General features: G+C 70.1%; 11 protein-coding genes. 6 read left to right on the top strand and 5 right to left on the bottom strand.

Going from position 1 to position 13663, the window contains the following annotated elements; all coding sequences use genetic code 11:
• The first annotated feature begins 58 nt into the window (after positions 1-58).
• Complete coding sequence (locus tag EXE47_RS05410) at positions 59-481, top strand: hypothetical protein (RefSeq protein WP_049929919.1); 423 nt, start codon at positions 59-61, stop codon at positions 479-481.
• A gap of 43 nt (positions 482-524) precedes the next feature.
• On the opposite strand, the gene EXE47_RS05405 is transcribed toward EXE47_RS05410, so the two are convergent.
• Complete coding sequence (locus tag EXE47_RS05405; protein WP_086215966.1) at positions 525-3023, bottom strand: RND family transporter; 2499 nt, start codon at positions 3021-3023, stop codon at positions 525-527.
• 108 nt (positions 3024-3131) lie between these two features.
• Positions 3132-4838 carry a COG1361 S-layer family protein gene (locus EXE47_RS05400; protein ID WP_049929923.1) on the bottom strand — a complete coding sequence of 569 codons (1707 nt, stop codon included), beginning with the start codon at positions 4836-4838 and terminating at the stop codon, positions 3132-3134.
• Positions 4839-5004: 166 nt separating this feature from the next.
• Here EXE47_RS05400 and EXE47_RS05395 point away from each other — a divergent pair, with 166 nt between their 5' ends.
• Complete coding sequence (locus EXE47_RS05395) at positions 5005-5751, top strand: TetR/AcrR family transcriptional regulator (protein ID WP_049929925.1); 747 nt, start codon at positions 5005-5007, stop codon at positions 5749-5751.
• Positions 5752-5811: 60 nt separating this feature from the next.
• Here EXE47_RS05395 and EXE47_RS05390 read toward each other — a convergent pair whose 3' ends face one another.
• Positions 5812-6513, bottom strand: coding sequence for an HD domain-containing protein (locus EXE47_RS05390; RefSeq protein ID WP_049929926.1), 702 nt, complete (start codon positions 6511-6513; stop codon positions 5812-5814).
• Positions 6514-6686: 173 nt separating this feature from the next.
• Here EXE47_RS05390 and EXE47_RS05385 point away from each other — a divergent pair, with 173 nt between their 5' ends.
• Entirely contained in the window at positions 6687-7640 is a 954-nt protein-coding gene (locus EXE47_RS05385) for a cation diffusion facilitator family transporter (protein WP_089307790.1), read from the top strand.
• 67 nt (positions 7641-7707) lie between these two features.
• Complete coding sequence (locus EXE47_RS05380; protein ID WP_089307791.1) at positions 7708-8442, top strand: YqjF family protein; 735 nt, start codon at positions 7708-7710, stop codon at positions 8440-8442.
• Positions 8443-8487: 45 nt separating this feature from the next.
• On the opposite strand, the gene EXE47_RS05375 is transcribed toward EXE47_RS05380, so the two are convergent.
• On the bottom strand, positions 8488-9783 hold the full coding sequence (locus EXE47_RS05375; RefSeq protein ID WP_049929931.1) for a Glu/Leu/Phe/Val dehydrogenase: 1296 nt from the start codon (positions 9781-9783) through the stop codon (positions 8488-8490).
• Between the two features lie 195 nt (positions 9784-9978).
• Here EXE47_RS05375 and EXE47_RS05370 point away from each other — a divergent pair, with 195 nt between their 5' ends.
• Both EXE47_RS05370 and EXE47_RS05365 read left to right on the top strand, forming a co-directional pair.
• Positions 9979-10443 (top strand): PH domain-containing protein, encoded by a 465-nt coding sequence (locus EXE47_RS05370; protein WP_049929933.1) that lies wholly within the window; start codon positions 9979-9981, stop codon positions 10441-10443.
• A complete protein-coding gene (locus EXE47_RS05365) occupies positions 10440-12440 on the top strand; it encodes a PH domain-containing protein (protein ID WP_089307792.1) in 2001 nt (666 codons plus the stop codon). The genes EXE47_RS05370 and EXE47_RS05365 overlap by 4 nt, the downstream gene beginning before the upstream one ends.
• A gap of 28 nt (positions 12441-12468) precedes the next feature.
• On the opposite strand, the gene EXE47_RS05360 is transcribed toward EXE47_RS05365, so the two are convergent.
• On the bottom strand, positions 12469-13614 hold the full coding sequence (locus EXE47_RS05360) for an acyl-CoA dehydrogenase (protein ID WP_086215960.1): 1146 nt from the start codon (positions 13612-13614) through the stop codon (positions 12469-12471).
• Between the last annotated feature and the right edge of the window lie 49 nt (positions 13615-13663).

Below are 13663 nucleotides of genomic sequence, written 5' to 3'. Positions count from 1 at the left end.
ACGGAGGCCCTAACAACGGATATCCATGACATCACTAACCCTCTTGAGTACGGGGCTGATGGGCCTCCTCGTCGTCGCCACCTTCGTCGCGGTCGCCGAGATCGGCGCGAAGCGAGCGGCGCCCGGTCGCGACGGCGGCGGCGGTAGCTACGAGGCGATCGTCGAGACGCTCGGCGACATCGCCCGGACGCCAGTCGTGTGGGCGATCTCGTTCGTGGGCGTCACCGTCCTCTTCGGCGGCAGCATCATCCTCGGCGTCGGGAGCTTCGGTATCCCGGAGGGGCTCGCCGGCACCCTAGTGAACGTCGCGTACCTGATCGTCGGGCTGCTCCTCGTTGGCTTCGTCTTCCTCGGCGCGTACTTCGCGACGCGGAGCCGCGGACTCGGAAACGCGCACGGCGTCGCCGCCGGCACCCTCGCGACCGGCGCCGCGTTCCTCGTCCTCGTCACGGTCCAGCTCCTCGTCGGCGTCGTCGGCTGATCGACGGGAAACGCGTTCTCTCCCCGGCGAAACCCTTCGACCGTCAGCGCCCGCTCTCGGCGCCGGAACCGCGGAGCCCGTCGTCGAGCCCGAGCCCGACGCGCGAGCCGTACCGGTCCCACACGACGACGAGGGACGGCACGAGCAGGATCGAACAGAGGTAGGCGTAGAACACGCCCAGCGCGAGCAGGACGCCGAAGTCGCGAAGCAGGGGGATCACCGCGAGCCACAGGACGCCAAGCCCGGAGACCGTGGTGAGCATGCTGCCTGTGAGCGCGCCGCCGGTCCCGGCGATGGTGACGTCGAGCGCCTCGTCGATCGGGAGCCCCTCTTGATACTCGTCGACGAACCGGTGGACGAAGTGGACGGTGTAGTCCACCCCGAGCCCGATCGACACCGAGAGGATGGGGGCGTTGATCGGCGTCAGCGGGATGTCGAACAGCCGCATCGACCCGATGAGCAGCCCGACGGTGACGAGGACGGGAACGAGGTTCAGGAAGCCGTAGACGGCCTTCCCCTCCAAGTACGCGTACGACAGCGCCAAGAACAGCGCCGTGAGCCCGAAGGCGGCGAACAGGCTCCGGATCGCCGACTCGGTCAGCAGGTCGATCACGGCCTCGTTGACCACGAGGGAGCCGGTCGGCACCGCTTCGAGCGGCGTGCGCTCGGCGAGGTCGCGCACGTCGGCGACCGCCTCGGAGTCGTCGACGCCAGGTTTGATCGTGAAGTCGACGCGCGCGCTGCCGCGGTCGGCCGCCACGTATCCTCGGGCGCGGCTCTCCGCGGAGGAGTCCAAGAGCGCGTCGTACACCTCGTCGACGTTGCGGTCGGGCACGCCGTTCCCGAGGCGGTCGTTGCGCTCTACCAACGCCGCGAACTCGGGGTCACGCGACGCGCGGTCGTCGATCACGGTGACGACGCTCGTCGCCTGCGCGCGGCGCTCGTCGGTCGTCGCGAAGGTCTCCGGCGGGTTCCGCGCGGTCCGGTCGATCAGTTCTAGGGCGTCGTCGTCTCTCACCGACTGGTCGATGTACAGCGTCACCGACCCCACGAAGTCCTGTTCGAACTCCTCCTCGAACAGCGTCAGCACGTCGAGGAACGTGTAGTCGGTCGGCGCGAACGGCTCTGGCAGCTCCGCGTACGTCTCCAACCGGTCTTGATCCGGGAAGAAGGCCTCCTGCGAGAACTCCGTGTCCACGCCGGAGCCGTAGGCGCCGCCGGCGGCGCCGCCGAGGAGGAGGAGCACGACGACCGCGACCGGAGCGATCCGCGAGAGGTCGACGCCGACGCGGAGGACGCGCGCGATCCGCGAGCCGCCGGTGCCGAGCGCGCTCGTGCCGAACTCCGGGATCGGGAGCCCCTCGCGCCACCGGTCAGAGAACACCTTCGCGGCCGGGAGGAAGACGCCGAAGATGATCAGCGTGAACGTGATCCCGGCGGCCGCGACGATCCCGAAGTCGCGGTTGGGGTCGAACGGGCTCGCGACGTTGGAGACGAGCCCGAACACGGTGGTGATCGTCACCAGCAGGAAGGCGATGAGCAGCTGGTCGGTCGTGGTCCGCATCGACCGCTCGATCCCGGCCCCGGTCGCCCGCTCCTCGCGGTAGCGGTTGACGATGTGGATGCCGAAGTCGATCCCGACCGCGAGCAGGAGCGGAAACACCGTCACGAGCGAGTTGGAGAAGGGGATCCCGGCGTACCCCATGAACCCGAACGTCCACAGGAGCGACATGAGCAGTGCTGACAGCCCGATCGCCATGTCGAACGGGTCGCGGTACGAGAAGATCAGGAATCCGACGATCAGGATGAGCGCCGCCGGGAAGACGATGATCGCGGTGTCGGTCAACAGCGCGGTTATCTCGGACTGGAGGACGCCGTCGCCGAAGAGGATCGCGTTCTCGCCGGCGACGTTGCCCGGGACGGAGTCGACGACGTCGACGCTGCGGGTCTGGAGCTCCGTCACCCGCGCCGTCGTCGCCGACGCCGGAAGGTCGTACGTGATCCCCACGATCGCGGTGTCGGCCGCCTGCGCGGTGGGGTTGTAGTCGACGGACACCTGCGCCGCGATCGCGCCCGTCGCGTCGGCGTCGGCGATGGCGGCCCGCAGTTCGGCGGGCGTCGCCTCGGCCACGGCGTCGCGTCGCTCGGCCGCGCTCGCGGCGGTCGAGTCCAGCTGTCGGGCGACCGCGTCGGCGTGGCTCGACGTCGACGCGACCCGGAGCGTCGACCGCGACTCCAGCCGGTGTTGGGTCTCCAAGGTTCGTAGCAGCGCGTCGCGAGAGAGGACGTTGTCGTCGGAGACGATCACCTGCGCGGAGGTGGCGGAGCCGCCGATCGACGTCTCGAACTCCTCGTCGATGTCGTCGAGCGCCCGCTGTGCGGGGATGTCCTGCGTGAACTGGTCCGTGCCAGCGTTCGTCTCGATGCCGGTCAGACCGCCCGCGAACGCGGCGGTCACGAGGATGAAGACCGCGATGACCGCCAGCGGCCGCTCCGTGACGACGCGGTCGATCTCCTCGATCAGCCGGTCGACGGCGGTCACGGTCGCCCCGCTGTCGGACGTTCACTCGTCGGCGACGGAAGGCTGGCCGACGGGGAGCGAAGGCGGTGGCGCTCCGTCGCGCGAACGGTGGCGTGTCCCCTCATCGGATCACCGCCGTCGGTACCAGACGGCGCCGCCGGCCGCGGCGACGACGAGCAGGGCGGCGACGGCGATCAGGCCGACGGGGCGCCCGCCGTCGTCGACGGCGGCGGTCACCGTGACCGGGACCTGCGTGATGTCGGAGATGCGGTCGTTGCCCCGCTCGTCCTCGTACCGGAAGTCGAGCTCGATCGGGTGGTCCTCGACGCTCGCCCCCGAAGCGGCGGACACCTCGAACCAGATCTCAGCGGACTCGCCGGGTTCGAGCTCGTCGACGAACGCCTCGTCGTTGACCGCCGTCAGCGGGCTGTCGGCGTAGAGTCCGGCGTTGATCGAGGAGAGCGTCTCCGGCCGCCGGTTCGTGATCGTGGCGTTGATTCGCCGGGTCTCGCCCGCCGTGACGGTGGCGTTCTCGACGGCCAGTTCGAACTCGGGCTGCCGGGGCGCCACCTCGACGCGGCGGGTCTTCTCGACCGAGAGCGTCGCGTCGCCGCTGTCGTACTCGGTGGTGAACCGGAACTGTCGGGGGCCGGGGTCGGCGCTCCCGCTCACGTCGGCGTCGAAGGTGAAGGTCGCCGACTCGCCGGCCGGGATCGTCGGGAGCGCGTACCGGCTCTCGCCAAGGCTCACGCGGTTACTCCCGGAGTCCGCGACGAGGACGGCGTTCTCGACGTCGAGCGGGCCCTCGTTCGTGATCGTGCCGGAGACCGTGCCGGAGTACCCGACTTCGAGCGTGCCGGAGACGTTGCGCAGCGCGAACGACTGCTCACGGATCGGAACGACGCCGGCGCGGGCGGCCGCCGCGGTCGCGTCGATTCCGTTCGGGTCGCGGTAGTCGACGGTCGAGGAGAGCGCGTAGGCGCCGCCGGGGAACGACTCCGCCACGGAGGAGTCGAACGTTACCGTCCGGTTCTCGCCGGGCGCCCAGTCGCCGACGAACGCCTGCCCGCCGCCCTGCCCGAGGGTGACGCCGGGCGCGGTCGTGGTGCCGGAGACGACCGCGTCGCGCGCGGTCTCGTCGCCGACGTTCGACAGCGTGACGGCCACGTCGCCGCTGCCGCCGACCTGCGCGTCGGTGTCGGTCTCGATGACCGCGAAGCGGGCGCCGTCGTCGACGACGATGGTCAGGTCGAAGTCCTCGATCCCGCGGCGGTCCTTGTGGTCGTTGAACTCGGGGATGATCTCGAAGGTGTACCGGTAGCGGGCCGTCGCCTCGACCTCGTACCGGCCGTCGGGCACGTCGTCGGGCACCGTCACGTCGAGCGGCACGGAGACTGGGCTCGCGGCGGTCCGAACGTCTCCGACCGGGATCTTGCCGTCCTCCACGTCGATCGGCACGCCGCCGTCGTCGATCTCGAGGGTGAGCCCGCGAGCGGTGGTGACGCGGGAGTCAAGCTGGTTGCCGATCGACATCTCGCCGGTGTTGACGATGTCGATCGTGAGGGTCGACTCGGCGCCGCTCGGAACCGTCCGCTGGGTGGCGAACAGTTCCAGCACGGGCGACCCGCGGACCTGCCTGGGGGTCGGATTCGACTCCGTCTGCGCGACGGTGCCGTCGGCGGTCGGACCGTCGACTCCCGACAACGCGGCGACGTCGCCGCCGGACGGCGCGCCCGCGCTCGGCGCCGCGGCGCCGGCGAGCGAGACGCCGACGAGCAGTGCGCTCGCCGCGACGACGGCGAGCGCGGCCGTCGCGAGCCGCGTCGGCCGGCTCATCGGTCACCTCCGCCGTCGCTTGGGGTGCGTTTGGTCGCGAACGGCGACCGGTCGTACCGCGGCGGAGCGTGACGAGTCATAGGTTCCTGTCAGTCGCCATCGACATAAGCGTGTTGAATGAACGTTCAATCAGGGCCGATATATAGTCGGCGCCAGTATCCAGAACATGGACGGACCGTTCGCGGAGCCGACGAACACGCGGGAAGCGATCCTCGGCGCGGCGTTCCGCGCGCTCCGGAAGCACGGGTACGCGAGCGTCACGATCCAGCGGATCGGCGACGAGTTCGACAAGAGCCCGTCGCTGGTGTACCACCACTACGACGGCAAAGACGACCTGCTCGTCGACCTCATGGGGTTCCTGCTCGACGAGTTCGAGGCCTCGATTTCCGACAGCGGCGACCCCCCGCCCGTCAGCGGCGGCGACTCGCAGCCGGTCGACGAGTCGGCTCCGAGCGCGAACAGCGACGGCGCCGAGGCGCCTCCGGAGCGCTCGGCCCGGGACGAGCTCGACATCTACCTCACGGCAGCGGTCGATCCCGCGTCCCTCGACGGCGCCTACGCACCGGACGCGCAGTTCGTCACGGTGATGACGGAGCTCCGCGCGCAGGCCGCGAACGACGAGGCGTACCGCGAGCACTTCGACCGCAGCGACCGGGTCTTCGGCGAGTACCTAGAGCGGCTCGTCCGCGAGGCCGCGGCCGAGACGGAGGCGCCCGACGGGCACGCAGCGGGAGCCAGCCCACCATCGGTACCTGTTGAGGAGGTCGTTGCGACCCTCCAGACGTTCGCGACCGGGGGGATGTTCCGCTGGACGACGACCAACGGAGGAGCTTGGGTCGACGACTCCCGTGCCGGGATCGACGGGTACCTCGAACGGGTCCTGCCGCTGGTGGAGACGGACGAAGCGGACTGAGTTCGCTCTCGGCGGCGACTGGCCTCGTTTCCGGCGGCTGCCGGGAGGAAGGGGACCGGTTCAGCGGTCGGTGACGCCGTCGGCGTCCATCTTGGAGACCTCCTCTTCGAGCCACTCGCGGAGCCACTTCACGCGTTTGATCCGCTGGTGGGCGATGCTCTCGGCGGTGTCGGAGACGACGCGGTCGGTATGGTCGTGCGCTCGCTGGAGCACGCGGTCGACCATCTTCGCGGAGTCCATGTGCGTGCGCGACTCGTACCCCATGCGCAACAGCATGAGGACCGCGCCGTTGGCGCCGACCTTGTCGAGCACGTCGGCCTCGATCAGACACCGGCTCTCGAGGGGCACGTCGTCGAGGTCGCCGGTGTACGAGTGGTCGACGACCGCCCCGCACACCTCCTCGATGAACGACTCGGGGTAGTTGCCGCGGCTCTGGAGGTACTCGCGGGTGACGCGCGCGCCGGCCTCCGCGTGGACGTCCTGCTCCGCCTCCAGCTTGGCGACGTCGTGAAAGACGGCCGCGACGCGGACCACGTCCACGTCGGCGCCCTCCGCCTCGGCGATCTCTGTCGCGAGGTCGACGACGTTGAGGATGTGGTTGAACCGGTACGACGCCGAGTGCCAGGGGTACCAGCGCATGCGCCCGCCGTCGTCCTCGCTTTCGACGCTGGCCGCGAGGTAGTCGCGGACGAAGCCTTTCATCTCCTCGAAATCCTCGTCGCTCACCTCCGTTTCCTTAATTTCGACGCCCACCGGGACCACCTCGGGCGAAAAGATCGTGATTCATTACCGTAGGCGAGGAGCGTTTCGGTCTTAGGCGTTACGACGGAGTCTTCGGGCGCGAGACGGCCGTCGCTAGCGGCCGCCTTCCGGCGATGCGGCGAGCGTTGACGCGACGCGAGACGCTTAACAGGGTCGCGGGCGCACCGACTGCTATGTTGAGTCCCTTCGGGAACGACGACCGCGCTCGGTTCCAGCGGGCCGCGGCGGTGAACGTCGCGGGCAACGCGGCGAAGATAGCCGTCGTGGGCGCGACGGGGCTCGCGTTCAACAGCGTGGCGCTGCTGGCCGACGCCGCGCACTCCGTCGCCGACCTCGTCGCCAGCGCGGTCGTGTTCGTCTGGGGGGGATCGCGGTACGAGAGCGCGGACGAGACGCACCCGCACGGCCACCAGCGGATCGAGCCGCTGACGGCGCTGTTCGTCGGCGCGACGGTGGCGGTCCTCGGGCTGCTCCTGTTGCGCGAGTCCGTGCTCGGGTTCGTCGGCCCGGTGGAGGTGCGGGCGAGCCTCCTCCTCGCCGGGGCGCTGCTGTTCGCGATGGCGGACATGTACCTGCTGTATCGGTACACGGAACTGGTGAACGCCGACCTGGGCTCGACGGCGCTCGCCGCCCTCGCGGTCGACTGTCTCAACGACATCTACACCACGATCGCCGCCCTGGTCGGCGTGTTCGGCGTGTTCCTGAACGTGCCCGTTCTCGATCCCGTCGCCGGCGCGCTCGTCAGCCTCCTCGTCGTCTACCAGGGAATCGAGATCGGCCGCGAGAACGTCACGTACCTCGTCGGGGGCGCGCCGCCGCCGGGCGACCGCGAGCGCGTGGTCGCCGCCCTCCGCGACAACCCCGCCGTCGAGGGCGTCCACGACCTGACCGTGTTCTACGACGGAACCGACCTGGAGGTCGAGGTCCACGTCGAGGTCGACGGGGAGATGACGCTCCGAGAGGCCCACAGCGTGGAGACGGAGCTCGTCACGACCCTGCGCGGACTGGAGGACATCGGCGACGTCCACGTCCACCTCGATCCGTCCGGCCTCGGCGAGTGGAAGGACGCGCCGGAGGCGCCCGACTCCGCGGCCGATCGCGGGGACGACGCCGGCCCGCGAGAGTGACCGTCGGCGGGGGTCCGAAACCGCCGGTGTCGTGCGGGTTTTGCCCCCTCGTCACGTACAGATCGGTATGCTCGGTCGCCGCTGGCTGGAGATGACGTGGCGGGACGGACTGTTCGCACACTGGCCCGTCGACCCGTCGACCGTCGCCGCGGCGCTGCCCGACGGGCTCTCGGTCGCGACTCACGACGGCGACGCGTACCTCGGCGTCGTCCCGTTCGTGATGGAGGACATCCGTCCGCGCGGGGTCCCGCGAGGGCTGTCGTTCCCCGAACTCAACCTCCGGACCTACGTCGAGGGGCCGAACGGTCCCGGCGTCTACTTCCACAGCCTCGACGCCGACGATCGTCTCGGCGTCGCGGTCGCCCGCGGGCTGTTCCGGCTCCCGTACTACCGCGCCGAGACCGACGTTCGGGGCACCGCGGCGAGCGGCGGCGCGGGGCAGGGAGGCGTTGACGCGGACGCGCGCGACGCCGTCCGCTTCGCGAGCCGTCGCGTCCACGAGGGCGTCCCGCACGCGCGGTTCGACGCGACCTACGCGCCGGCCGGCGAGGCGTTCACCCCGGATCTCGGGTCGCTGCCGGCGTTTTTACTGGAGAACTACCGGTTCTACACCGCGGGAGAGAGCGGGCGGCTGTACGTGGGCGAGATCGAACACGACCCGTGGACGCTGCGGCCGGCCGAGGCGGATATCCGGGCGAACACGCTGTTCGCGGCGAACGGCTTCGAGGCCCCCGACGGCGACCCGATCCTCCACTACGCCGAGCCGATCGCGGTCACCGCCGACCGGATCAGCCGGGCCTGACGCCGAGCGGAGCGTCCGCGGCCGGAAGCGACCGCGACCAGCCGGCTACGGGAACAGCCCGCGGTACTCGTGGGCCTTCGCGGTGCGCTCCAAGGCGAGCGTGTAGGCGGCGGTCCGCAGGTCGGGGAGCTCCTTCGTGTCGTACTGTTCGACGGTCTTGTCGAAGGCGCTCCCGATGCGCCGCTCAAGCTCGGCGTTAACCGTCTCCAGCGGCCACGAGAACTCCTGCGCGTTCTGGACCCATTCCAGGTAGGAGACGATGACGCCGCCCGCGTTCGCGAGGATGTCCGGCACGACCTGGATGTCGCGCTCGGTGAGCGCCTTGTCGGCCGCGACGGTCGTCGGGCCGTTCGCCGCCTCGACGACCGCCGACGCACGGAGGTCGTCGACGTTGTCGGCGGTGATCACGCCCTCGACGGCGGCCGGGATGAGCACGTCGACGTCGAGCGTGAGCAGCTCCGCGTTGGTGATCTGGTCGGGGTCGTCCCAGCGGGAGTCGGCGGTGCTCGCGCCGCCGCGGATCTCGCCCGCGACATACTCCTCGACCAGTCCGCCGGCGTCGACGTGCGCGCCGAGCGCGGCCACGTCGAGCCCGTCGGGGTCGTAGGCCGCGCCCGACACGTCCGAGGTGGCGACCACGTTGGCGCCCCCCTCGTCGAGGAGTCGGGCCGCGTTCGACCCGACGTTCCCGAATCCCTGAATCGCGATCGTCGCGTCCGACAGGTCGCGGTCGAGGTACTCGAAGAGCCGCTCCGTGACGAGCGAGACGCCGCGACCGGTCGCCTCCACGCGACCCGGCGTCCCGCCGATCTCAAGCGGCTTCCCGGTGACGACCTGCGGGACGGAGTACCCCTCGTACATCGAGTAGGTGTCCATCATCCACGCCATCGTCTGCGGGTTCGTGTTCATGTCCGGCGCGGGCACGTCGATCTCGGGACCGATCATCCGACGGATCCCCTCGGTGTACCGCCGGGTGAGCCGTTCGAGGTCGCGTTCGGTGAGGTCTTTCGGTTCGCAGATCACGCCGCCCTTGGCGCCTCCGTACGGGAGGTCGACCAGGGCAGTCTTCCACGTCATCCACCCGGCGAGCGCCTCGACCTCTCGCTGCGTGACCGTCGGGTGGAACCGAACGCCGCCCTTGAACGGCCCGCGGGCGCTGTCGAACTGACAGCGGTACCCCTCGAACACCTCGACCTCCCCGGACTCCAGCTCCACCGGGAGCGTCACCTTCAGCGTGCGTTCCGGGTGCTTGAGCCGCTCGAACACCCCGTGGTCCACGTCTGCGTACTCCTCGGCGCGGTCCATCTGGGCGAGCATGTTCTCGAACGGATCGTCGGCCATGGCGACCACGACTCGATCGTTCGTGATATTGGTTTCGGCAAGTTTCTCCTTTGATAGATGATAACAATCACGGCAATCGACGCCCGCGGATCGGCGCTCGCACGTCGAAGCCTTCCGGCCACGTCCGACCGGACTTATACGTCGGGGGGAACAAGCCGCGGACATGACACACGGACACGCGACGGGGGACCGTCGATGACGGCACAGACGCTCCATCCCCGAGTCCAGGTCGTGTGGGTCCTCCGCGCGGTGCTGCTGTCTGCGCTCGTCACCGCTCCCTTCGTCGGCGGCGCGTACTTCGAGTACCTCCCGCGGTGGGCACCGGTCGCCGTCGGGGGGGTCGTCCTGACGCTCACCGTCGCCCACGCGCTGTTGCGGTACCGACGCTGGAGCTACGAGATCCGCGAGGACGCGATCTACCTCGACCGCGGGGTGGTCACGCAGGTCCGGACGACGGTACCGCTGGTGCGGATCCAACACGTCGACTCCCGCCGCGGCCCGGTCGAACGGACGGTCGGGCTCGCCTCCTGCGTGGTGTACACCGCCGGATCGCGGGGCGCGGACGTGCGGATCCCGGGACTCACGCCGGACGGCGCGAGCGACCTCCGCGAGGAGTTGAAGCGGCTGGCGATCCGCGCCGACGGGGAGGACGCGGTGTGAAGCTGGCGCCGCAGTCGGTCCCGTACCGCGCGCTCCAGAAGGCGGCCGGGACCGCCGTCGCGCTGTTCGTGATCGTGAACAGCGGCGGCTTCGGGCTCCCGTTGGCGGTCGGCGGGGGCGCCGCCATCCTCCTCGTCACGTTCGCCTACGAGGTCGCGTACTACCGCCGGTTCGAGTACGTCCTCACCGAGGACACGCTCGACATTTCCTCCGGCGTCATCTCGCGACGCGAGCGAGAGATCCCGTACCGGCGGATCCAGAACGTCGACGTGAGCCGCGGCGTGATTCAGCGGGCGATCGGCGTCGCCGCGGTCGACTTAGAGACCGCCGGCGGCTCCAGCACCGAGGGGTCGATCCGCTTCGTCACGCCCGACGAGGCGACGCGGCTCCAGCGCGAAGTCCAGCGCCGGAAGTCCGGACGCGCCAGCCGAGACGACGACGCCGAGGCGTCGGGGACCGACGCCGACGCGGTCGACCCCGGTGGAGACGACGCGTTCGGCCCCGACGAGGAAGTGTTGTTCGCCATCTCGCCCGGCGAGCTCGCCATGGTCGGCGCGCTGTCGTTCGACGGGCGCCTGATCGGGCTGCTGGCGTTCCTCAGCTCCGGGTCGTTCCCGGTGCTGTCGAGCTTCCTGCCGGAGACCTCGGCCGCCGCGCTGACCGCGACCGCGATCGTCGGGGTCGCGGCCCTCTTCATCGCGTCGTGGCTCATCGGCGCGGGCGTCGCCTTCTCGAACTACTACGGGTTCCGGCTCTCGCGGGCCGGCGACGAGCTGCGCTACGAACGCGGGCTGTTCCGGCGATACAGCGGGTCGATCCCGACGGAGAAGATCCAGGCGCTGCGGATCACCGACAACCCCGCCAAGCGCGCGCTCGGCTACGCGAGCCTCTCTATCGAGACGGCGGGATACGCCCCCGGACAGGGGAGCGAGTCGGGCAACCAGTCCGCCGTCCCGATCGCCGCCACCGACCGCGTCTACCGGCTCGCACACGAGGTCGAGTCGTTCGGGACGCCGGAGTTCAACCGCCCGCCGAAGCGGATCCGCTGGCGGTACGTCATCCGGTACACGCTGATCGTCGGCGTCCTCACCGGGATCGCGTACGGCGTGAACTGGTACGTGTCGCCGTCGATCCCCTGGTACGGGGCGGCCGCCCTCCTCCTCGCCGTCCCGCCCGCGGCGCACCTGAAGTGGAAACACCGCGGCTACTGGGTCGGCGAGGACCACCTGCTCACGCGGAACGGGTTCTGGAGCCGGACCGTCGCCGTCGTCCCGTACTACCGGATCCAGAACGTGATCGACAGCCGGACCGTGTTCCAGCGCCGGTGGGGCGTGGCGACGATCGTCGCCGACACGGCGGGCACCGGTTCGCTGACCGGCAGCGACGCGGCCGCCGTCGACTTCGAGGTCGGCGAGGCCGAGGCGCTGAAGCAGACCCTCACCGAGCGCCTCGCGACCGCCGTCGCGGCCCGCCGAAGCGACGGGGCCGACTCCTTCGAATGGCTCGACGGCGACGACGGGGGAGAGGACGGAGTCGACGAGACGGACGGAAGCGTCGGGAGTCGCACAGAGGAGGGGAAGCCCGCCGAAGACGAGGAGCCCCCTGGAGGCGAGAAGCCCGCGGGAGACGAGAGGGGCGGCGTCGACGAGGGTGGCGTAGAGAGCGAGGACGCCGGCGACGAACCCGACGACGACGTGGTCGCCGACGCCGAGGCGGACGACGTTGCGAGCGAGGCGTCGTCCGAGGAGGACCTCGATATCCCCGAGGACGGCGTCGTCCGGCCCGACTTCTCGCCGAGCGATCGCGATTACTCGGAGCCCGCGGAGCGGATCGACACCGGAGAGTACGCGGTCGACCAGAACCCGTCGGACGCCGACGTGGCGCACGGGCCGGGATCCGGCGAGGAGCGCGAGGCAGACGGAGACGCGGCGGACGGCGATCGCGACATCGCGGACGGCGACCGCGACGGGGAGGGCGAGACTCCAGACGACCGCTGAGGGGCGTGGCCCGCGCGGCCCCGCCCGCTCACTCGTCGAGGAGCTGTTGTGCGATCGTGTTGCGGAGCACTTCGCTCGTTCCCTCGTATATCTCCGAGAGCTTGGCGTCGCGGTAGAACCGCTCCGCGGGGAAGTCCTTGGTGTAGCCGTAGCCGCCGTGGATCTGGATGCCCTCGTTGGCGACCTCCCGGGCGATCTCCGAGGCGTACAGCTTCGCCTGCGCGGCCTCCTTGATGTAGTCCTCGTCGCGCATCTTCAGGTCGGCCGCCTCGTGCATCAGCAGCTCCGCGGCGCGCGCCTTCGTGTCCATGTCGGCGAGCTTGTGCTGGATCGCCTGGAAGTCGGAAATGGGGCGGTCGAACTGTTCGCGCTGTTGGGCGTAGGATTTCGCCTCGTTAAGTGCCGCGCGCGCGATCCCGACCGACCGGGCCGCGATGGTGATGCGCCCGCCGTTGAGCGTCTTCAGCGCGTGGACGAACCCGTCGCCCTCCTCGCCGAGCAGCCGGTCCTCGGGGATCCACATGTCGTCGAACCGGAGCTCCGCGGTCGGACATCCCTTGTCGCCGAGCTTGTCCTCCGTCCCCTCGACGATGAACCCGTCGTCCTCCTCGGGGCGCACGACGAACGAGGAGATGCCGTTCCGGCCGGCGTCGGGGTCGGTCTTGGCGAACAGGGTGACCGTGTCAGCGACGGAGCCGTTCGAGATCCAGAGCTTGCCGCCGTTCACGACGTAGCCGTCGCCGTCGCGTTCCGCGGTGGTCGACATCGCCGGCACGTCGGAGCCGGCCTCCGCCTCCGAGAGGGCGAACGCGCCGATGTCCTCGGCGGTGTTTAACGCGGTGAGGTACTCCTGCTTCTGGGCCTCGTCGCCGAACTCGTAGAGCATGTTGCCGGCCAGCGAGGTGTGGGCGGCGACGACCGTCCCGAGCCCGCCGGAGCCGCGGGAGATCTCTTCGAGCCCGATCGCGTAGCTGTGGTAGTCGAGGCCCGCGCCCTCGTACTCCACCGGGAACGGCATGCCCATGAGACCGAGGTCGGCCATCTCCTCGACCAGGTCGGCGGGGAACTCGTCGGTCTCGTCGATCTCGGCCGCGCGCGGAACGACCTCCTCGTCGACGAACTCCGCGACGGTGTCGCGTATCTGACGCTGCTCTTCGGTGAGCGTGAACTCCATACCCGAGCCTTTGGCCGGGCGGACTTAGCCGTTTCCACACGATTGTACA

This window comes from Halorubrum sp. GN12_10-3_MGM, from assembly GCF_005435235.1.
Lineage (GTDB): Archaea > Halobacteriota > Halobacteria > Halobacteriales > Haloferacaceae > Halorubrum > Halorubrum ezzemoulense.
This window is presented reverse-complemented; position numbering and strand designations above follow the sequence as displayed.

Coding starts and splice junctions, on each gene's coding strand:
- EXE47_RS05410 (WP_049929919.1), top strand. CDS start 59: ATGGGCCTCCTCGTCGTCGCCACCTTCGTCGCGGTCGCCGAGATCGGC.
- EXE47_RS05400 (WP_049929923.1), bottom strand. CDS start 4,838: ATGAGCCGGCCGACGCGGCTCGCGACGGCCGCGCTCGCCGTCGTCGCG.
- EXE47_RS05395 (WP_049929925.1), top strand. CDS start 5,005: ATGGACGGACCGTTCGCGGAGCCGACGAACACGCGGGAAGCGATCCTC.
- EXE47_RS05385 (WP_089307790.1), top strand. CDS start 6,687: ATGTTGAGTCCCTTCGGGAACGACGACCGCGCTCGGTTCCAGCGGGCC.
- EXE47_RS05380 (WP_089307791.1), top strand. CDS start 7,708: ATGCTCGGTCGCCGCTGGCTGGAGATGACGTGGCGGGACGGACTGTTC.
- EXE47_RS05375 (WP_049929931.1), bottom strand. CDS start 9,783: ATGGCCGACGATCCGTTCGAGAACATGCTCGCCCAGATGGACCGCGCC.
- EXE47_RS05370 (WP_049929933.1), top strand. CDS start 9,979: ATGACGGCACAGACGCTCCATCCCCGAGTCCAGGTCGTGTGGGTCCTC.
- EXE47_RS05360 (WP_086215960.1), bottom strand. CDS start 13,614: ATGGAGTTCACGCTCACCGAAGAGCAGCGTCAGATACGCGACACCGTC.